Below are 20649 nucleotides of genomic sequence, written 5' to 3'. Positions count from 1 at the left end.
ATAGATGTATGGCACCCAAACGAGAGTTGCTATAGATTTCCGGTGACTTCGATGCGGTGGGTAGACGAGGTATTGCCGTGGGTGGGTTTCCTCGCATCTTGCAACCTGGTGATTGAAACCGCACAGCGATCGCAAGCACACAAACAAAACCTGGCTACGCAGGTTATAAAATCCTTGATTTTCGGTGAGTCTGCGCTTTTAAAGCTGGGAATGCGATCGCCCCAGAATTCTATTGTGAGGGCTTACGGCTTAGTGTTACGGCTTAGTGCAAGATGCGATCGCGACTTGAGTGAGGTGTGAGGCGACTGTTATGCAAAGCAGCTCGCCCTTGAGGATTGCAGCTTTTTTCTATCAAATCTTCGTTAATCTTAGTCAGGAGAGACTTTTCTAAATACGGAAGGGTGAATTCTATTGGTTCAGCAATCAGAACTCCAAAACAAGTCATCAATGCAGCCGCTTCAGCGCGTGCTGGGAAGTTTAAGCGCCTACCGTTGGATCTCGATAGGGGCGTTGCTCAGTTCCTTGCTCTTAACGACTGCTTATGCCGTCACTCCCCAACTGTTTCGCTGGGGAATCGATGGAGGGATTGCCCAGCGAAACCTCCAAATTGTGTTCTACAGCGCTGGATGGATGGTCGTTGCTGCGATCGCGCGTGGGTTGTTTAACTTTGGACAAAGCTTTTGGGCAGAAACCGCATCTCAAGGGGTTGCCTACGATCTGCGGAACAAGATTTTCAGCAAGATTCAAAACCTCAGTTTCAGCTACCACGACCAATCCCAGACTTCGCAACTGCTAACTCGCGTCACGAGCGATATTGAGCAAATCCGCACGTTCCTGAGTACGAGCCTGATGCAGGTGATCGGTGCAGTCATCACGCTTCTAAGCATTGCCACAATCCTGCTGTTAATGAACTGGCAACTGGCGCTGATTACGCTAACAGTCGTGCCAATCTCAGGATGGTTGTTGGCGCAATTTCTCACCAAAAATAGCCGGTTGTTCGGGCAAGTTCAGGAGCAACTCGGCAATCTGAATACTGTATTGCAAGAAAACTTGCTGGGCGTGCGAGTAGTAAAAGCGTTTGTCCGAGAATCAGCAGAAGCAAAGCGTTACACGACGCTGAATGATGCTTTGATCGTGACCAACATGAAGACCATTCGCGCCATCCGCGATACTTTTCCGTTCATCTTTTTGCTCAGTAACTTGGTGACAGTCGTTGTCATCGGTTATGGGGGTGCAGAGGTCATTGAAAATCGGTTTTCAATTGGAGAATTGGTAGCGTTTAACTCTTACTTGCTGTTGATTCTTCAACCCGTTTTATTAATAGGATTTGCGGCTCCCGCGATCGCGCAAGCGGCAGCATCTGCCGAACGAGTCTATGAAGTGGTGGATGCAGAGATTGAAATTCGCGATCGCCCTGGTGCTGTCCCTTTTGAAACTTGCGGCGGTAGAATTACATTTGAAAATGTCTCGTTCCGCTATCCAGGAGCCACCACAGAAGCCCTGAAAGGTGTTTCCTTTGAAACTAAACCGAAAGAACTCATCGCCATTCTGGGGATGACTGGTTCCGGGAAAAGCACAATTATCAACCTGATTCCGCGCTTCTATGATGTCACGGCGGGATCAGTTCGCATTGATGGACGAGATGTGCGAGATTTCACCCTAACAAGTTTGCGATCGCATATTGGCATCGTATTTCAGGAAACTACGCTGTTCTCTGGCACCATCCGCGAAAATATTGCTTATGCTAAGCCTGATGCAGACTTGGAGCAAGTCATTGAAGTCGCAAAAGCTACGCAAATGCATGACTTTATTACCAGCTTGCCCGATGGTTACGAAACGATAGTTGGAGAACGGGGTGTAGGCTTATCGGGCGGACAAAAGCAACGGATCGCGATCGCTCGCACATTGCTGACAGATTACAGCATTCTCATCCTCGATGACAGCACTTCTGCCGTAGATGCCAGAACCGCTGCCCAGATTCAGGAGGAACTTGATCGCCTGATGCGCCAAAAAGCTTGCACGACCTTTGCGATCGCTCAACGCATTAGTACCGTGCGGAATGCCGATCGGATTTTGTTGATGGATAAAGGACGATTGGTAGCGCAAGGAACCCATGAAGAGTTGATGCAAAATAGTCCCCTTTATGGGGCAATTTTGGAGTCCCAGGTGAAGCGAAAGATTGAAAGTGGAGCAATTTAGTCTCAAGATAATTTGAATGTCACCTTGTTCGGGTTGTCTGTGGGACAATGCAGGAACTCAGCTTAATTCTCCGACCAAATAGGCAGAACTGTACTACTCTTGCGTAACAAAGTTATATGAGTAGTCAGGATGAAGATTGTTCAAGAGGTTTCCTTAATCAGCGTTGGCAGTTTTGAAGAATCAAGCGATTGGTCTATCATTCGCGCTGAAATTCGTGATGCTGTCTCTCTAATCGTTCATCCTCCTGGTACATCAAGCTTTACAATCAATCCAACTAAGCATGGTAATGGCGTTAAGCCAATTAAACAAGCTTGCACGATCGCGTTGAGGGACAGATACGGATGGAGGCTAGAAACTTCAATTAACTATGCAACCCGCTCGCCAGGAAAGGTAGATGCCACAAAAGTCATTGACAACCACCTTTTTGCTCTTGAGTGGGAAACGGGTAATATCTCCTCAAGCCATCGAGCAGTCAATAAAATGGTTCTTGGATTGCTACGTGGTGTTTTTCTAGGAACTGTTTTGGTACTCCCAAGTAGAAAACTCTATCCTTACCTAACCGATCGGATTGGCAACTATGAAGAGTTGGAGCCATACTTTGATGTTTGGCGGGCAGTCAGGATAGAAGAAGGTTTTCTAGCAATCTTTGTAATTGAACACGATCGAGTAGATAACAACGTACCAACGATTACCAAAGGAACAGATGGTCGTGCATTAGTCTGAATCGTTCTGCACGGAAGCTATGTAGAGTAAGGAATTGGCAGTTGTGATGCAATAGTTTTGCGTTGCTTCAATTTCTTGCTTCCCCTTGCTGATTCCCATTCCTCTATAATTCCATTAACCAAATCAGTCAATCGTTCTACTGCTGGCTCTGTATCCCCAATTTCTGAACCAATCCAGTAACGGTGTAGTTTTTCTGCTGCGTAAAATGTAGTACCAGAACCTCCAAATGGATCAACCACAATCTCACCGGGATTAGATGCCATTGCAATAATCCGTTCTAACATAATGGGAGCCAGTTCGTTGGGGATTCGTTTTTTATGCCGACGATGCCGAACTGGTGGAATATCAGTCCACATTTCCTCGGTTAATGTCCATAAAACTTCACTAGAATCAGGCTCAGGGGCATCCTCCCAAACATCCTCTGGCATATCCCAGACATCCATTAAGTTGATGCCTTTTTCATTGAGCTTTTTTCGATGTCCGCCATAGTCACGAATTTCTCCGCCACAATGCCGACAAACTTGAATGGGTGTGTAAACTTTGTTGAAGACTGCTGGTTCTCCTTTAGTGTAATAGAGTAATCCGTAGTGAGCGGGAGACATCTTTTTACCACGAGGAAAAGCTTTCGGCATTCTGCAAGCAATCCAATGCCGAAACCACATTCCTTTCTGATTGAGGTATGCACCATACTCTATGCACCATTTAGGTAGGTTGAATACAAATAAACTTCCACCAGGTTTAAGTACTCGGATGCTCTCCCCCAGCCACTGTTGCGACCAGACTAGATATTTGTCTAACTCCATCCGATCGCTTACTCCTTCACCGTATTCTTTTCCAAGATTAAAGGGTGGATCGGCAAATACAAGATTTACAGACTCATTAGGCAATGCTGACAGAAGTTTAAGGCAGTCTCCTTGATAGAGGATGCCATGCTCACTAATGTAAACCTGTTGTAATTCTTGTTGAGTTGCAACATCAGTTGCAATCAGTTGAAAAGGAAGCATTTATCTAACCTTTAGTACATTAGTATAGCTTGAGCCTACAAACTCTATTGTCCTTTGTCAATAGAGTTTGGTTCAGAAGTTGTACTCCGTGGCTGATAGGGTTTCCCCATAGGTTGATTCTTATATCTCTCTACTTCAGCAGCTTCTATGTAGTAGTAACGCCCAAGTTTGTGAGCTACAATCTGACCATTCTTAATCAGGTCGTGAACTCGCTGACGAGTTACGCATAGCAGCAAAGCTGTTTGAGCTACAGAAAGTAAGTCAGGGCTGTCCTTTGAAGCAAGGTCTGTCATACGATAAGCTAAAAGGGTGCTTTGATCTCACAAATCCTTCGTCAATATTGCATTTGTGACTTCAACTATCTGTAAGCTCTTAATTTCGCTGAGAAATGCGATCGCGTATTGCTTGAGGCACATTCTCCCAGTATTGGTCTGTCATTGGTGTTGCCGGAGCGAACTCTAACCCTTCCAGTAGAACTGATTCCAGCCGTTCCTTCGCTTTTCGTGCTCGATCCTGACGGATTAACTTGCAAAAATACTCGCTGACTGTACTATAGCCACCAGGTCATAAGAATTCCTCCAAGCCTCACAGCCTACATAATGTCAAATTATGCCATAACAAATAGTGAGCTATGACGGATGTAGGTTTGAGAGAGTCCTTCCAGACGATACGATAGCGAAGTGAAAAAATAAGTTGGGAAAAAAGCATGAGAGTCCCAGGTCCCGTTGTCGCATCCGAGCAAAAAGCAACTCACCAACTCTCAACCCTGCGGCGCTTTTTACGATATCTCCGACCCTATCGGAAAGAAATTCCCATTGCCTTAACCTTAGTGGCGATTGGGGCTGCAACGCAATCCATTGGCCCCTTCTTGATTGGTTGGTCTATTGACAATCTGATTACGCGGGGAAATCTGCGGGGATTGTTATTGATGTTGGGGGTACTGGGACTGATCTACATCCTCGGTGTTTGGGCAATTCGAGGACAGATTATGCGCGTGGGTTCGATCGTGCAGCGCGTACTGGCTCAACTGCGGCAAGATATTTTTATTAAAATCCAAAGCCTTCCGATCAGCTTTTTCGATCGCAGCGAAGCGGGTGATTTGATGAGCCGCTTGCTGAATGATGTGAATACAGTGAATCAAGCGTTTGGACAGACGATTGCCCAAATGTTGGGCAACACGTTCAGCTTAATTGGCATTATTATTGCCATGCTCTCAATCGATCTGAAACTTGGTTTGCTGAGCAATTTAGCGGTGCCGTTGATGATTTTCACGACTGGCTTGTTTTCCCGCTGGGCAAGAGCGAGATTTCGCGTCACGCGGCAGACAATCGGCGATCTTTCCGCCAAGCTAGAAGAAGGGATCAGCAGTGTCCGGGAAGCACAAGCATTTAATCGCATCCAACTCAATATTGAAGAGTTTGATGTTGTCAACGCAGCCAATCGCGATGCCAACGTTGAAGCAGTGGCAATTACGGCTGCATTTTTGCCGTCGATTGACTTTCTCAATACATTAGCTACCGCCGCAGTGCTGGCGTATGGAGGCTATCTGGCGGTAACAGGAGCCGCAACTGTGGGGGTGGTGACTTCCTTTTTACTCTACGTTCAGCAGTTCTTTCGCCCTATCCAAATTCTCAGCCAGTTTTACACCCAAGCTCAATCTGCGATGGCAGGTTTGGAGCGGATTTTTCTGCTGTTAGATGAACCTTCCCAACTGAATGATGCACCGAATGCGACTGAGATGCCGCCTATTCAGGGTGAGGTGCGATTTGAAGCGGTGACATTTGGCTATACCCCTACTCAACTCGTACTCAAAGGGGTGAATCTGCACGCTCAACCGGGACAGATGATTGCATTGGTGGGACCAACTGGAGCGGGTAAAAGTACGATTATTAACTTAATTCTGCGCTTCTACGATGTGTCTGGCGGCGCAGTTAAAATTGATGGGATTGATGTGCGGAGCGTGACGCAGGCGAGTTTGCGCCGTCAAATTGGCATTGTTTTACAAGACAATATTTTGTTCAGCGGTACAGTTGCAGAAAATATTGCTTTCGGCTGTCCCCACGCTACGCAAGCCGATATTGAAGCAGCGGCGCAATTAGCCAATGTGCATGAATTTATCATTTCCTTGCCGCAAGGATACGCGACTCAATTGGGAGAACGGGGTGCGCCTCTGAGCCAAGGACAGCGCCAGCTGGTAAGTATTGCCCGTGCTGTATTAATTGACCCTCGAATTTTGATTCTGGATGAAGCTACCAGTAGTATTGATACTCGCACAGAAGCGCTGGTGCAGGATGCGATCGCGCGTCTACTCCAAAGTCGCACCAGCTTTGTGATTGCCCACCGCCTCAGTACAGTAACGCAAGCCGATCAAGTGTTAGTGATTCAGCAAGGACAAATTGTGGAACGAGGTACTCACGCAGAACTCATCGCTCAACAAGGTGTCTATGCCAATCTCTATGCACTTCAACTGGGTGCAAATTCTACTCAATAGGGTGGTGCAAGGATGCTGGTTAAAACTTAGCGCGATCGCACTCTGCTCAATTACCGCCGATAACCAAAGAACCTGCGGTGAAAGTCGATACTACACCATTTCCTCTAGTTCTTTACCCTTGGTTTCTTTTATCAGCAGCAGCACGAAGAACAAGGAAATCGCCGCAGCAGTCGCATACAAGCCATAGGCAAAGCCTAAACCCACATCCTTGAGAGGGGGAAAGGTCGTGGACACCGCAAAGTTGGCAATCCACTGAGCCGCAGCAGCGACGGATAGTGCCGCCCCGCGAATCCGATTGTTAAACATCTCCCCTAGCATCACCCAAACGACGGGTCCCCAAGAGAAGCCGAAGCAGAAGACGTAGAGGTTAGCAGCTAGCAAGGCAATGATGCCAGAGTTTCCGGTTAGGGAGGGGTTCCCGGCGGCATCTAGGGGCGCACTGCCAAAAGTTGCCGCCAGCGTTCCTAGGGTAAGAGTCATGCCCAGAGAACCCAGGATCAGCAGAGGTTTGCGTCCAAACTTGTCCACGAAAGCGATCGCGACTAGCGTTGTCACAATATTGGTGATACTGGTAATCACCGTAATCCACAGCGAATCCTTCTCGGAAAAGCCTACCGCCTGCCACAGCACGCTGCTGTAGTAGAAAATCACGTTAATCCCTACCAACTGTTGTAGAACAGATAACCCAATACCAACCCAGACTATCGTGAGTAAGCCATGCCTACCCATGAGATCGGACAGTTGAGGTTTGCGTTCCCGCAATACCGTCTGCCGAATCTCCTGTACTTTCGCCTCAACATCTCCACCCAAAACCTTTGCCAAAACCGAAGCTGCTTCTGCTTCCCGTCCTTGAGCGACCAAGTAGCGGGGTGATTCTGGAATCCGCAGTGCGCCTACTGCATAGGCAATGGCAGCTGGGATCTCAGTCCAGAACATCCAACGCCAAGCCGGGACTCCAAACCAGAAGGGCGCTTCGGCGGAACCAGCAGCAACAGCGATGAAGTAGTCGCACAGCAAGGCAATGAATATCCCGGTAACGATCGCAAGTTGCTGGAGAGAACCGAGTCGTCCGCGCAGGTGTGCAGGGGAGACTTCAGCAATGTAGGCGGGGGCGATAACGCTCGCAGCACCAACTGCTACCCCGCCCACCAATCGCCAAACCATGAAATCCCAAATAGTAAAGGCAATACCGGAACCTACGGCGCTGATAAAAAACATAATAGCCGCGACGATCATCGTCTTTACCCGCCCATAGCGATCGGCGAGCTGTCCGGCAAAGAAGGCTCCCACTGCTGAACCCAGTAGTGCGGAGGAAACGGCAAATCCCGTTGCCACACTACCCACTTGAAACTCTTTTCCCAAAGCCGCTACCGCACCATTAATTACGGCAGTATCAAAACCAAATAAAAAGCCGCCAATCGCAGCTACCAGCGCCAGCATCAGCACATAGGATGTGCTGGCTTTCGGCATAACAGGTTTGTTGTGAATAGTCATTTGTTAATCCCTAAGTCAAACGCAAATGCAAAGCTAAATTGATTTCGATTTGCTTATCCATACAAACTTTGAAACGCAAAGCCTGCCAAGCGATAGCCAGCAACCTATCGTGGTAGCTTTCTATCGCTTGGCGATTACCTCCAGTACGTTGCGCGATCGCTTATGTACTACGGCAATTTCTACTTTTGTGAACTCCGGAGACAACGATCGGATTGTTCTCCTGGTTCAGCTTCGATAGCTAGTCTGTGTTTAATGTGAGAAATGGGATAAACCGGGTTATCAGAAAGATGTAAATTTATTTCTCACCATGAGAACATTGTTTGATCCTACCTTCTGACTAGCATCAATCTTTAGGATTAAACCTACGAAAGCGTAAGAAAATGTAAGATTTAGCGAATAAACTTAACATAAATACCTGATTAAGAGTAAATATCCCAAAATATAGGAGCGTCAGGTTGTAAATAGTATTTAAGAGCGATCGCAAGGAGAGTTATCTAGAAGCAAATTGACAGACTACGCGACCTGTGAAAACGCATTCATGTACCAGATGCGATCGCAAGTGTCACCGAATCAAATTTCTCTTCACCATCAGTCCGTTCACCAGTGCGTTTTGCGGTAACATTAAGCACTCCCTAGCTTTCTGATAGATCGTTAATTTCAGTTTCATTTCATCCCTACTCGCTCCAAAATCCGTTTGCTGGGCTGAAGGGTGTTCCTCCACCTTACGCCAGTATCCCAAGTTTAATTAATAACATTTTTCTGTAAAGCTTACGCAACAATACGGTAAATATTGCGTAAAGCTACGCTTTCACTGACAAATTTGAGGTATTTTTTGTCTAACAGATACAAGCCTAAATCTATGGGAGGAGCCTTATGAAAACTAAAACTTTTACATTTAAACCATTCATCAAGCTACTGAACCTGTCAGCTTTAATTACTTTAAGTACAGCTGCCATTTTAGACCTTGGAGCTTCTGGAGCAGATGCTGCCTTATTAATTGGTAATACTAAAACCAACAATGTAGTGCGTTATGACGATAAGACAGGAAAGTTTTTGGGTGATTTTATTGCCCCTGGTAGTGGTGGCTTATCTAACCCAGATGATTTAGTATTTGGTCCTGATGGAAATCTCTATATCAGCAGTGGTAGTAGTTCTACAGGACAGATATTGCGCTACAACGGCAAGACAGGTGCATTCATCGATGTATTTGCTTCAGGGGGAAATCTAACTCGTCCCTATGGTATGGTATTTGGGCCTGATGGCTATCTTTATGTGAGTAGCTTTCTTACAGACACAATCTTGCGTTATAACGCTACAACAGGTGCATTTGTAGATGTCTTTGCTTCAGGAAATAGATTGCCCGGTGGTTTAAATGGCCCGAATGATTTGTTATTTACACCTGATGGTAAGTTGCTCGTTTCTACTCAGGGTAGCGTTGCCATAGCTGGTGATGCTAACACAGATGGCATCATTTCACCTGGAGAGTTTGTTCCTGACTTTAGCCAGGGACTTCCCAGCCAAATATTGAGTTATGACATTAAAACGAAACAGTCTGCTGTTCTAGTAGATTCAGCTACTCCACTTCCCAACAGTTTTAACTTCGTCAGTTTTCTGGGTTTAGCACTTAGCCCCAAGGGAGATTTGTTCGCAACTGACTTTGCAAATGGACTTCGGGCTTATGACATTAATTCAGGAGCATTAAAAGCGACCATTCCAACTGACTATACTTCAATCCCTGGAGGTTTTAGCAATAACTTTATTGGCAATCTGACTTTCATTGGAAATACCCTCTTTACTGTTGGTTTTGACTTTACCAAAAACGATTATGGAGCGATTCTACGATATGACAGCGTAACAGGGAATGCTCAACCTTCGGCAGGTAATCAAGGTGCAGTCTTTGTCTCAACTAACAGTAATCTTCAGCGTCCAATTGGCATTACATCAATTGCATCTGTACCAGAACCGACAGCTACAATAAGTTTGTTTGCACTTGGTACATTCTGCGCGGTCTTTCTACAAAAGTCCAAGCGGAAAAACCACTGCTTGCACGCAGAAGATACAGTTATCAATTAACGAGATAGTAGCACTCGTGAAGGTATTACAACTGATGTCTTCACGGGCGAATTCAAGTGCCTTCATTTTACGCGATCGCCTTTATAAATGCTGTTAGGTTAAAAATGAGGGTAGTGCCAAAAATGTAATGATAGAGAAGTAGAATCGTGCTGATGCTGTCTTAGCATGCCGCCCTGTCCCCTGAAGTGCATCTTCTCAAACGGTCAAGAATGATCATATCCATAATGGTATTGTGATTGACTCCGGTCAGCCGTTCAATGGCACGAAAACCCGTTCCCTTAACATACATGGATAGACATCGCTGCTTTATTTCATCAGAATATCCCTTCTGGGAGTAAGACTCCACTTGCTTGACGACCGCAGCCACGGCAAATGTAATGCGTGTTTACCGCGCTGATGACCGTTCTTACTGATGGTGGTAGAATTGCAATGAGGACACTTTATCCCTATATTATGCAACACCCAAATTGCCGTTGCACCTTTGATGGCTTTGGAGTGCGGCTACAACATTCTCAATCACCAAAAAATTGCCGCTTTCGGTGCTGCACTCTTCTTTTGCAGACCTATGCCAGTTCCGGATGATTGGCAATCGACGGTGCGACAACTAAATGCCTGGGTGCTTAAAAACTATGCAGATCCAGCCGACTATATTAACTTGAGTTCGCGATCGCTTCATTAGACCTCTTGCGTGAATAGAAGGAAGGTGGGAAAAAGTAGGTTAAGGAGGAAAGGCGCATGACCTACAAACAACTCAAACAACTCACGCCAAGTGCTTTCAAGCGGCGATGCGGAGTGCATCCCGATATTTTTGAGCAAATGATGGAGGTGCTACGTCCTCACCTCGACCGACGAGGTAAACGGGGCGGGCAAGCCAAACTGAGCGCAGAAGACCAACTGTTAGTGGTGCTGGAGTATTGGCGGGAGTATCGCACCTACTTCCACATCGGTAGTAGTTGGGGATTGAGCGAGTCTGCGGTCTGCCGCCTAGTGCAAAAGGTCGAACACCGATTGATCGAGAGTGGTTAGTTTCGACTACCCGGTAAGAAGACGCTTTACCAGAATGCCTATAGTGGGGAAGTCGTTGTCGTCGATGTGACGGAAAGCCCGATTGAGCGTCCCCAAAAAAACAAAGAGCCTATTACAGTGGTAAGAAAAAGCAGCATACCGAGAGCAGCTCAAGTGGCAGTCAGGCAGAAGGATGGACTGATTCTTTGCACTGCTTTTGGCAAAGGACGAGTGCATGATTTTAGCTTGTTCAAGCGTCATCGTCTACCGCTGCTTTCGGAGCAACTATGTCTAGCAGACAAAGGCTATCAGGGCATTGCCAAACTGCACCGTTGTAGTTGTATTCCTACCAAGAAGCCACCCCAGCGTCCGTTAGATACCAGTGAACGTCAACACAACCGCTCTTTGGCACAATTAAGAGTGATTGCTGAACATGTCAATCGACGGCTGAAGATTTTCCGCATTATCGGGGAGCGTTACCGAAACCGTCGCCAGCGATTTGGACTGCGCTTCCATCTGATTGCTGCAATTATCAATGTTGAACTACTCCGCTCCCAGACCCCCTGATTCACGCAAGAATTCTATTCAACCCAAGCACTGGGAAGCGTCTTCACTCACAGCCGTTATTCTCTAGTTGCTGGTTGATAGAACAAGCGATCGCCCCTGAGAGTCTAACTGCTATCGCGCAACCTCTGTGTAGGGTGAGCTATTCTTGAGGTTGCATCTGTATCTAGTCAAACAGCTAGGAACATATGTGGAAAGTTTCGGTTTAATCATCCTCCAAGGGCTGTTAAACGGAAAATTTCCGTCTATCTCCCCCAAGAAAGGTATTATGAGGAAATTCTACACATAATAACAAATTATGTGTCATCTGTAGCGGTATATCTATCGATTCAAAATTTTTTTAAGATAACTGCAATGTCATCAGCAAAGTGTAAAGGTGTAACAAAGTCTGGTGAGAGATGTAAGCGCGATGCCGGTTCTTCCGGGTATTGTTATGTTCATGATGCTGACGCAATAGCTGAACGTGTAGCTCAAAAGCAATTTCTCCAGATACAGTCTGAATTTGAAATACCAACTAAAAAGTTTAGCGAAAGACGTGGGCTTAAACCCGTATCTGAAATCATTCAAGTTGATGAAATCAGTCAAAACTTGAGACATTCACTTTGGAACGTTTTAAGTAAAAATTTTTTACTTGAATATTCTGATAGCTTTAGTTCGGAAATTTTTACTTACAACGGAAGAAGTGTATATAATTTTTTTACGATTTTATGGATTGATCACTTCAAAAAACCACTGGATGATCTGCCAAAACCTAAAGACCAAATTGTCAAGGGTTTACGCAGATATTTTGATAGTTTTAAATGGTATGAGGTTTATGATTTTTTGGAATTCACCATCAATTACTTTGAAAGCAAAATATTAGTAAATGAAGTAAATTTCGTGCTAATTAGAGAACTGTCGGGCTTTAGATTTGTTGGAGGTGTGTTTACCGATATTACGACTGAGCAAGAAGTTGAAATGCTGGAAGAAGAAATATCTGACAAGACTTTTCTTGGTGTGTCGAGCCATCTAAAATGTGCGCTCACTCTAATGAGCGCTCGAGAAAATCCTGATTATCGAAATTCAATAAAAGAATCTATTTCGGCAGTGGAGAGTCTTGCAAAAGCAATTACAGGAAAGCCAAAAGCGACTTTAGGAGAAGCCCTCAAAGTTTTAGAGACTTCCAACAAAATTCATCCAGCCTTAAAGGATTCATTTTTAAAGCTCTATGGATATACTAGTGATGAAGGTGGAATTAGACACGCTATGCTTATTGAGCCTAACCTTACTTCTGATGATGCAAGATTTTTTCTGCTTTCATGTACATCTTTTATCAATTACTTAAAGTCGAAAATTTAGCAAAAAATATAACAATTCCACTGTGCCGGAACGATGTTAATTTACCGTTGAGTTGCAGAAATTGTCTGACTCCGGTGAGTGGGAATGCTAATCGGTCTATTCAATGCAGCTTTGCTGTACTCAGTAATAGCCAGTCATATACCTTCAGTTTCCACCTAACTATCAAAACTTACCTATACCATCCATTGCCGCTACATAATGGTGGAAGCGAATCTAAGCAATTTGATTTGTTGCTCATGCTCTCTTTGCAATAGAGGTATTCGCTGGAATGCTCCCTAGCAAATTACTATAAGATCATCTCACTAGAGGTGAATCAATGCCTCAATCAGTTACAAATGCTTAGTTTCTAGCCGTCAAAAAATCTCTTTATTGCTCTCCGATGTGAATGGCAGATTGGCTATGAAAGAGAAGATATTTCGCGCTTGTGTAACAGCGTAAACCCATCTAAATATGAGTAGGAAACGGGCTAAGTATTAGGTTTATGTATCAAGCTATGCAAACGCCCCTATTCATCTATTGCAACCAGAATCCAGCAGAGAAAGTAGGGGCGAATTTATCTAGTATCAGCGTCAGCAGAGCGAATGCTCACAGCAGCGGAATCAGCGTTGACACAAATTTAGATGCCTGCTGTACGCAATCCTAAATCAACGTGACTTTTCCGGTATCGAGATCGTAACGACCTCCGACAATTTTGAGCTTGTCATCTAGCAATCGTTCCGAAACGATCGTTGAATTTTGTTTTAATTTCTCAATTTGATACCGAACGTTTGCAACTACAGCGTTATCAACCGGATCGCCTGATTCATCTTTTGTCTTAGCGATCGCAGGTTTGATGGCTTTAACAAAAGAATTCATGCTTCCAGGGAGACGTTCCCCCTGGACTGCGGCAGTGACAGCACCACAGCGTTCGTGACCTAAAACCATAATCACAGGAGTACCGAGGATAGCGACAGCGTATTCCAAACTGCCAAGCACCTCCGGTGTCACGATATTTCCGGCAACCCGGATATCAAATAAGTCACCGAGTCCTTCGTCAAACAAAATTTCCGCAGATACCCGCGAATCCGCGCAGGTTAGTAGCGTTGCAAAAGGGTGTTGTGCTTGGGCAATTTCTTTAACCCGTGCCTCTGATTGATCGGGATGTTTAGCCTTGTGTTGCACAAACCGTTGATTGCCCTCCATCAACCGTTTTAGGGCGGCATCAGGGCTGGGAGGCTCAACGGTCGCTGCGATCGCTCGGTTTGCTTGCACGCCCCAGAATGCACTTCCCGCCACAGCCGCCATCAGTGCTATTCCGCCATTTCCCGTTAAATTCAAGAAATTGCGCCGCCCCATCAACCCATTGTTTTGATTCATCGCTATTGAAGAAGTAAAAGTTGCAGAATAAACGATTCAAAGTTCAAAGCCGAAGCTAGACTTTATTTTTGTTTTTTAGTTTCTTCAGATTCACAGAAGATAGAAACAGCCGCCTTACAACGAAGCAACGCATCTCGTCGAGCGAATTTCCATCGCATCAGAAATGTAACAGCTGCCTCCAAACTTGTTGAGGATTGGTCGAATAATTTCCACAGCACCTTTAAGTTTTTCTGGCGCACAAAATGCGATGACATAGACATTATCCAGCATCGTCATATCTAAATCTTCAGAACCGCCTCTAAGCCCCTGTCCGGCAACATTTCGGATGACTAGGTGCCCGGTTACACCTGATTTTTTTAAACTGTCTAAAATTTTGCCAAGTTCAACTGAATTTGCGATGACTTCTATTCGTTTAACTGAATGCATGATGTTATCTCCAAAGCATCTCAATGCCGTACAGATATACGGGAATTCCGACAATGATGTTGAAAGGAAACGTTACAGCTAGTGCGGTAGAAACGTACAAGCTAGGATTCGCTTCAGGAACCGTTAAACGCATAGCGGCGGGAACAGCAATATAAGAAGCACTTGCACAAAGTACCGCAAATAAGAGCGCGTCCCCCTTGGGCATTCCGATGAATTTTGCAATCAAAATTCCAATGCCTGCATTGAGGATTGGGATTAGTATTGCAAAAGAAATGAGAAAAACACCCGTTTTTTGCAAGTCCTTAATCCTTCTAGCTGCAACCAACCCCATGTCGAGCAAAAAGAAGGTCAGGATACCGTAGAACAATCCTTGAGTAAAGGGTTCCAAAGTGTGCCAACCGCGTTCTCCAGTTAGGACTCCGATGATCAGGCTACCAACCAGCAGAAATACGGAGCTATTCAGGAAGGCTTCTTGCAACACTTCGGGCCAGGAAAAGTCCCGATCTCCCTGGCTGGGTGTGAATAGATTGACCAGAATCAGCCCGACGATGATAGCCGGAGATTCCATAAGCGCTAGGGCTGCAACCATATAACCATCATAATCAATCCCCAACTCGGTCAAAAAAGCTCCTGCCGTGATAAAAGTTACGGCACTGATGGAGCCATAAGTCGCGGCGATCGCTGCTGCATCGTAGATATCCAGCTTCAGCTTCAGGATAAAAAAGGTATAGATCGGGACGGCACACGCCATCAATACGGCTGCCAGCATGGTGAATATCACTTCCTGGGTTAAGCCGCTTTTAATCAGTTCTACTCCTCCCTTAAAGCCAATGGAAAATAGTAGATAAAGTGACAGTAACTTTGGGAAAGGAGCCGGAATTTCCAGATCCGATTTAACAAAAACTGCCACCATACCTAGAAAGAAGAATAGGATTGGTGGATTTAGGATATTAGAAACGATCAGGCTTGTATCCATATCTACTCCCCATCCTGGATAACCAAGAATTTGAAAAAGGTTTTAATCATGACTGAAGTGACACAGTGGTTCTACGCATCAGATGTTGCGTAGAACCACTGTATGGCAATTGAGCCGCTAAAAAGATATAGGAAATTTTTATACTAAGTATAAATAAAACCTTTCTAACTACCGAAATCAGCCGGGAGGTGGGTTTGACAAGAACTGAAGTCGCGACTGCAACAACAGCGCCGATTACGGGCGAATTGTAGTGAGAATGGTGGTACCTCCCCAGGAGATGGAGGAGTGGATGGCATTTCTCGATACGTTCAGGCTTAGCGATGAGGATGACAGCCAGAATTCAGCAATCTGTTTTTGGGCTAAGGCGATCGCTCGTATACCGATGACGACCCAGACGCATTAAAAATTGTCAACCTAATTGGTAAAGCGCTTTCATCCAGCCGTTTAGTGCAGTGAGGTGTTAAATCTCATCGTCAGGAAGCGAAACTGACATAATTTTACCCTGAGAGAGATACACACTAAAGCCATCAGAAAATTGCATTACTGGTTCCTTCTGTGCATGAAGTCTTTCCTCTTCATCAAGTAGCGGTTTGATTGACCAACGCTAGTTTTTAGAATACATTACCAAAAGTATCCGAATTAAAAGGACTTATTGACCAGACATATATGCCCGAATGAAGTGGTAGAAATCGGACTGTAGTAGTTAAAAATAATCCTTGAGCAGTTTTTTTCGCTTACCCTAAAGCTATTGGCAGATAATGTGGCTTCAAAATTATGTTTGCAGTCGGTTTACAGATAATGTGATTTGATTTGCAGCTATTGGGGTTTAGACTAACCTTTTATTTGCAATTTAATGTAGTTTCAGTTTTGTATTGGAAAGCGGTTTGAAGCGTTTGGGTTTGCAGTTCGCTACAATTATATCTTTCTGCTGCTTGTCCAAACTACTTACCATCTTTGGTAATTTAACCTTGTCTGCTACTTGACGGGGTATACAGAGGCATTGCAACTTCTGTTGCTTGCTGCCCGAACCTGCTCAAACTCAATCAAACCCACATCTTGGAAACTTTCCCTTACCTGCACGCATGCAGAGAATCAAGAACGATGTCTAATCAAGCGTCTGACCGTCTTAAGCAAAATGCTGAAAGAATTATGCATCTGTGGGAGGAGCGGGCGCGTGATGAAGTCAAAGCATCAATGCATCATGAGTCTCTTGTTTTACGAAATTCGCTACCTCTGTACTTAAACCAACTGGTAGATGAACTCTCAAACAGAATTGACAGGACACCTGCCCGAATCGCAGCCGACAAGGTAGAAAGCACTCGGATTGGCAAGAAGCATGGGCATGAGCGGGCCGGTTATGCCGACTACTCCATGACTCAACTCATTTTCGAGTACCACATCCTTCGTCAAGTCATCTTTCAAGTTTTAGAGGAAGAAGCACCTTTAGACGTGAGGGAACGAGACATCATTATCGACTCCATTGAGCAAGCCGTTAATGACGCTGCCACTCAATTCTCCGAGACGCTGCGAGATATTCAAGAGCTATTTATGGTGACGCTAACTCACGACCTCAGAGGCCCCCTTAATGTTGTAAAAATGGGAACTCAACTGACTCTGCGTCGGGTGGAACGAGGAGATAGCCACGTGGATATAGCCGCGAGGATGCTCAATGCAATCAATCGGCTGGATTCGATGATTCAAAATCTGCTTGATGCAAGTCGGCTGCGGACAGGGCAGAGTTTAAAGATTGAATTTGAAGAATGCGATTTAGAGGTGCTAGTTCAAGAGGTAGTAGAGGATTTGAGCTTCGCTTATGGAGATCGGTTTGTTGTGGTTTGTGATTCTGATATCAGGAGTTATTGCAGCCGTAAAGAAATACGGCGGGTGATTGAAAACTTAGCAGTTAACGCTGTGAAATATGGGGCGTCTGGCACGCCGATTACACTCACGCTTCAGCAAACTGAAACGCAGATCAGCCTTACTATCCATAATGAAGGCGATCCGATTAGCCTAGACGCTCAATCAATCCTATTTCAACAATTTCGTCGAACTATCTCTGCTGAGGAGCAAACGGGATGGGGACTAGGATTATTTTTGGTAAAGAGTATTACTGAAGCACATGAAGGGACGATTGAAGTTGAAAGCGCTGAAGGCAAGGGAACAAGCTTTATCATCAAGTTACCCAAAGTTCCCGATCAGGTGGCATAGTGGCTAAGGTTCTTCGCTGATTTTGGTGAAAAGAAGGACGGTCGCCAATTTCTGTAACCTGGATTCTAGGCTAAAAATCTTTCCAGAGAATTGCCCGTATACATGACACTCCTCAATAGCGATCGCACTTGACATCTTGCCGCCAGCAATCGCTGGAATTGCTTCGGTTTCGGTAAGCGCGATCGCTATTCGCTGTTAGATAGTCTGCGATGTCCAGGTGGGACCATCGCAGCGCGGACCGTCCGCCATCCAAATCAATTTATCTAAGCACATTCGCCGCGCTGACCTGCCCGTATCCCAAGCATGGTAAGCGATGTAATCAGTTTTACCATCGGGACCGACAACGATCGAGTTATGACCGGGACCGAGAACGCGATCGACAACAGTTTTCAATACGCGGGGTCCTGCTTCATTCCCCGCATCGGAGTAAGGACCCATGACGCTATCTGCAACGCCATAATCGACACCGTAGTTTTCCGTTTCCCAACGCCCACCGCTGTAAAAGCAGTAGTAGCGATCGCCATGTTTGCGGACACTGGGGCCTTCTAAGGTATGCCAATCATAGCGATCGCCGTACATCAAACGGTTCGCTAGAAACCGCTGCCAGTCAGAGCGGGCGCGTAAAACAACTTTCCCCTCTCCAGCCAGTTTTGTCATCCCTATCAATCGGTCTACCATCAGCGCCGTTCCAGCCCTTACTCCGCCTTCTGTATCCAGGAAATCGCGGGCGTAGAACAGATACCATTGCCCATCGTCATCCCGAAAGGCATGAGGATCGATGGCGAAAGAACACGATTCAGGGTCTATGAGGGGTTCACCGATGTCTTGATAAGGTCCCAACGGGCGATCGCTCGTTGCAACCCGTAACTGATGCCGCTTGTCTTCGTGTCCTACTGAGTAGTAGAGATAGAACTTGCGATCGCAATAAGCAACTTCGGGTGCCCAATAGTTATCTCCCAGAGCAGCATCTGGGCGCAGCAGTGCATTACCCGCAAACTCCCAGTTTGCAAAGTCCTCAGAGCGCAAGAGGGGAAAGACGCGCTGTTTGCCGATTTCGTCCACCTCTCCCTCTGCTTCTGCTGCACCCGTGCCGATTGCGTAATATACTCCCTCGTGTTCCCAAACAAACGGATCGGCAAAATAGCCGTTGTACACCGGATTGGTATAGGTGCGCTTGCTAGGGAATTCTTCAGGCGTCGGCTCAAATTGAGACATTAGCGTCCTAATACTTGAAATTCACGTAGGTTTCAACTTTGTTCTCTGGCAACTGCTCTACCACGTGGCACCGCAGTAATTCCCTTATTTCCTCTGGCAGACTTTCATAATAGTCCCGTTGCACAGTCAAGTCTACTTTTGCGGTATGCAGCCAATGCATCACATAGCCCATCACAACCATCGGTCTGGGTGTGTTTGTCCGGTTTGGTGAACCTCGATGTAGCGCCAACGGCGAGCGAATCATCACATCACCCGGCTGCATATAAAAGGACTCCATCGGAATTTCGCCAGCAGCGACCTTCACTAACCCTTCCTCACGAGGCAAGACATGAGTTCCCCGCGCCATTTGAAACGGCCCATTGTCCGCCGTTACTTCTACCAGTGGAAAGTTAACCGCCAGCGCGTAGAGTGGCGTTACTATCTGATCTGAGAAAAGTGGGCGAAAGTCCCGGTGAATTTCTTGGTAATCCGAACCCTGGACTGGAATATCAGCCCCCAATTGCACCATCTTATATTCTTGGTAGAATACGCGATTGAGAATCCCCAAAATGACTGGATTCGCAAACACATCTACATTGGCAAAGGGAGCAACCCAGGGGAAGGTTAGATAGAAGCGGGCTTGTTCGCGAGGTGCCAGACCACCCGGTTGATTTTGGCGCTTTTGGAATAATTCATTAAAAGCGTCTCCCCACTCTTCGATTAATCTTCTGTCAAACAGACCCCGAATCACACAAATTCCATCTCGATTGAGTTCTTCAGCAAAGCGATTTAGGTCAGTCGTCGAAAACTTAGCTGTATCTGTAGTTTGAATCATGTTGCTGTTCCTGCTCCAATTCAGGGCGTTAGAGTTGAAGTAAAATCTAGCTTTCAAGAGCAAAGTGTTTCAGGAAGCTAGTTTGCTGCTCCCAAAACCTTCCGTATAATTACTGCTTAACAAGGTGTTCAAGAGTTCAGTAATTTCCACGCTTCGCGCTTATGGAATCTCCTGAACTTTCAGATGAAACTGTGACCGAGCTGCTTAATCAGCAGGCAAAGAATGAAGCTGTAAAATCTTCACTCACCCTCAACGGTTGAATTATTAACCACTATCGTCCAATCGTCATTTCCATATCCACAAGCCTTAGTGACCTAGCTTCTCGAAGTTTCATCGCTGCTACTAAAACTGATTCCTCATTGCCTAAAGAAAAACATAGCGTCATCTACTTAATACTATTATTCCCCGCGATAGATGCAGAATAGCAATCACTACTTGAAATCTTAAAAAAACTTTGGGTTAGTTTTGCAAGTTGAGCAACACTATTTTTCTCTGGATGAAGACTGGCGATGAGATGGCGAATGCTTACAGCACGCTATGCGATCGCGCTATTCGGGTAGATAACTTCCGGGAGACTCTGGCAGTGGTAGCCTGCCTAATTGATACTTGATAATTGCTTCCCGCACTGAGACAAAACTCAGATATACTTCATTAGACCTCCTGCATGAATGAGAAAATAGTGTGCCAGTTGGCGATCGTCGAATTGCAAAATTAAGGAGAGACAAGGAGCAACTTAAGGAGGGGGCGATGCCATACACACAGT

General features: G+C 45.7%; 19 protein-coding genes and 3 pseudogenes. 13 read left to right on the top strand and 9 right to left on the bottom strand.

What is annotated here, in order from left to right; genetic code table 11:
* Window positions 1-42 precede the first annotated feature (42 nt).
* The 3 genes from NDA06_RS16230 (at window position 43) to NDA06_RS16220 (ending at window position 2922) form a co-directional block, all read left to right on the top strand.
* Window positions 43-300, top strand: coding sequence for a hypothetical protein (locus NDA06_RS16230; protein WP_190985818.1), 258 nt, complete (start codon window positions 43-45; stop codon window positions 298-300).
* A gap of 147 nt (window positions 301-447) precedes the next feature.
* A complete protein-coding gene (locus tag NDA06_RS16225; protein WP_190985827.1) occupies window positions 448-2199 on the top strand; it encodes an ABC transporter transmembrane domain-containing protein in 1752 nt (583 codons plus the stop codon).
* A 129-nt stretch (window positions 2200-2328) separates the two neighbouring features.
* Window positions 2329-2922, top strand: coding sequence for a restriction endonuclease (locus tag NDA06_RS16220; protein ID WP_190524801.1), 594 nt, complete (start codon window positions 2329-2331; stop codon window positions 2920-2922).
* 17 nt (window positions 2923-2939) lie between these two features.
* Here the strand turns inward: NDA06_RS16220 and NDA06_RS16215 are convergent, their stop codons facing one another.
* Window positions 2940-3926, bottom strand: coding sequence for a site-specific DNA-methyltransferase (locus NDA06_RS16215; RefSeq protein WP_190524799.1), 987 nt, complete (start codon window positions 3924-3926; stop codon window positions 2940-2942).
* 44 nt (window positions 3927-3970) lie between these two features.
* Complete coding sequence (locus tag NDA06_RS16210) at window positions 3971-4219, bottom strand: helix-turn-helix domain-containing protein (RefSeq protein ID WP_190524797.1); 249 nt, start codon at window positions 4217-4219, stop codon at window positions 3971-3973.
* Between the two features lie 413 nt (window positions 4220-4632).
* Between NDA06_RS16210 and NDA06_RS16205 the strand changes: the two genes are divergently transcribed.
* Window positions 4633-6417, top strand: coding sequence for an ABC transporter ATP-binding protein (locus tag NDA06_RS16205; RefSeq protein WP_190524795.1), 1785 nt, complete (start codon window positions 4633-4635; stop codon window positions 6415-6417).
* 90 nt (window positions 6418-6507) lie between these two features.
* Here NDA06_RS16205 and NDA06_RS16200 read toward each other — a convergent pair whose 3' ends face one another.
* The gene (locus NDA06_RS16200; RefSeq protein WP_190985819.1) at window positions 6508-7911 is read right to left on the bottom strand and encodes a sugar porter family MFS transporter; all 1404 of its coding nucleotides are present in this window, start codon (window positions 7909-7911) and stop codon (window positions 6508-6510) included.
* A gap of 49 nt (window positions 7912-7960) precedes the next feature.
* Between NDA06_RS16200 and NDA06_RS16195 the strand changes: the two genes are divergently transcribed.
* Together NDA06_RS16195 and NDA06_RS16190 are read left to right on the top strand one after the other, a co-directional pair.
* Window positions 7961-8149 (top strand): hypothetical protein, encoded by a 189-nt coding sequence (locus NDA06_RS16195; RefSeq protein WP_190683874.1) that lies wholly within the window; start codon window positions 7961-7963, stop codon window positions 8147-8149.
* A 635-nt stretch (window positions 8150-8784) separates the two neighbouring features.
* A complete protein-coding gene (locus NDA06_RS16190; RefSeq protein ID WP_190985820.1) occupies window positions 8785-9984 on the top strand; it encodes a PEP-CTERM sorting domain-containing protein in 1200 nt (399 codons plus the stop codon).
* A gap of 220 nt (window positions 9985-10204) precedes the next feature.
* Here the strand turns inward: NDA06_RS16190 and NDA06_RS16185 are convergent.
* Window positions 10205-10434: pseudogene (locus NDA06_RS16185) on the bottom strand (IS1 family transposase); the annotation flags it as partial.
* 34 nt (window positions 10435-10468) lie between these two features.
* On the opposite strand from NDA06_RS16185, the gene NDA06_RS16180 reads away from it, so the two are divergent.
* The 4 genes and pseudogenes from NDA06_RS16180 to NDA06_RS16165 all read left to right on the top strand — a co-directional run bounded on the left by NDA06_RS16180 (window position 10469) and on the right by NDA06_RS16165 (window position 12891).
* Window positions 10469-10663: a hypothetical protein gene (locus NDA06_RS16180; RefSeq protein WP_206755362.1), complete on the top strand. Its 195-nt coding sequence runs from the start codon at window positions 10469-10471 to the stop codon at window positions 10661-10663.
* Between the two features lie 56 nt (window positions 10664-10719).
* On the top strand, window positions 10720-11010 hold the full coding sequence (locus NDA06_RS16175) for a transposase family protein (protein WP_242047453.1): 291 nt from the start codon (window positions 10720-10722) through the stop codon (window positions 11008-11010).
* Window positions 11011-11067: 57 nt separating this feature from the next.
* Window positions 11068-11556 (top strand): annotated as a pseudogene (locus NDA06_RS16170) (transposase family protein); the annotation flags it as partial.
* Between the two features lie 351 nt (window positions 11557-11907).
* Complete coding sequence (locus NDA06_RS16165) at window positions 11908-12891, top strand: DUF5763 domain-containing protein (RefSeq protein ID WP_190985822.1); 984 nt, start codon at window positions 11908-11910, stop codon at window positions 12889-12891.
* A gap of 639 nt (window positions 12892-13530) precedes the next feature.
* Here NDA06_RS16165 and NDA06_RS16160 read toward each other — a convergent pair.
* The 3 genes from NDA06_RS16160 to NDA06_RS16150 all read right to left on the bottom strand — a co-directional run bounded on the left by NDA06_RS16160 (window position 13531) and on the right by NDA06_RS16150 (window position 15649).
* Window positions 13531-14247 (bottom strand): carbonic anhydrase, encoded by a 717-nt coding sequence (locus tag NDA06_RS16160; RefSeq protein WP_190985823.1) that lies wholly within the window; start codon window positions 14245-14247, stop codon window positions 13531-13533.
* 114 nt (window positions 14248-14361) lie between these two features.
* Window positions 14362-14673, bottom strand: coding sequence for a P-II family nitrogen regulator (locus tag NDA06_RS16155; protein ID WP_190412390.1), 312 nt, complete (start codon window positions 14671-14673; stop codon window positions 14362-14364).
* A 4-nt stretch (window positions 14674-14677) separates the two neighbouring features.
* Window positions 14678-15649: a sodium-dependent bicarbonate transport family permease gene (locus tag NDA06_RS16150; protein WP_190412389.1), complete on the bottom strand. Its 972-nt coding sequence runs from the start codon at window positions 15647-15649 to the stop codon at window positions 14678-14680.
* A gap of 220 nt (window positions 15650-15869) precedes the next feature.
* On the opposite strand from NDA06_RS16150, the pseudogene NDA06_RS16145 reads away from it, so the two are divergent.
* A pseudogene (locus NDA06_RS16145) lies at window positions 15870-16052 on the top strand (hypothetical protein); the annotation flags it as partial.
* Window positions 16053-16750: 698 nt separating this feature from the next.
* Window positions 16751-17857, top strand: coding sequence for a HAMP domain-containing sensor histidine kinase (locus tag NDA06_RS16140; RefSeq protein WP_242031243.1), 1107 nt, complete (start codon window positions 16751-16753; stop codon window positions 17855-17857).
* 195 nt (window positions 17858-18052) lie between these two features.
* Here the strand turns inward: NDA06_RS16140 and NDA06_RS16135 are convergent, their stop codons facing one another.
* Both NDA06_RS16135 and NDA06_RS16130 read right to left on the bottom strand, forming a co-directional pair.
* Entirely contained in the window at window positions 18053-19072 is a 1020-nt protein-coding gene (locus NDA06_RS16135; protein WP_190985824.1) for a glycoside hydrolase family 43 protein, read from the bottom strand.
* Between the two features lie 7 nt (window positions 19073-19079).
* Window positions 19080-19886: a phytanoyl-CoA dioxygenase family protein gene (locus NDA06_RS16130; RefSeq protein WP_190434278.1), complete on the bottom strand. Its 807-nt coding sequence runs from the start codon at window positions 19884-19886 to the stop codon at window positions 19080-19082.
* A gap of 472 nt (window positions 19887-20358) precedes the next feature.
* On the opposite strand from NDA06_RS16130, the gene NDA06_RS16125 reads away from it, so the two are divergent.
* The gene (locus tag NDA06_RS16125; RefSeq protein ID WP_190985825.1) at window positions 20359-20496 is read left to right on the top strand and encodes a hypothetical protein; all 138 of its coding nucleotides are present in this window, start codon (window positions 20359-20361) and stop codon (window positions 20494-20496) included.
* The last annotated feature ends 153 nt before the right edge of the window (window positions 20497-20649 follow it).

This window comes from Trichocoleus sp. ST-U1 (genome assembly GCF_039961835.1).
GTDB lineage: Bacteria > Cyanobacteriota > Cyanobacteriia > Cyanobacteriales > FACHB-T130 > FACHB-T130.
The sequence above is the reverse complement of the archived record's forward strand: the minus strand, read 5'-3'. Positions and strand labels throughout refer to the sequence as shown.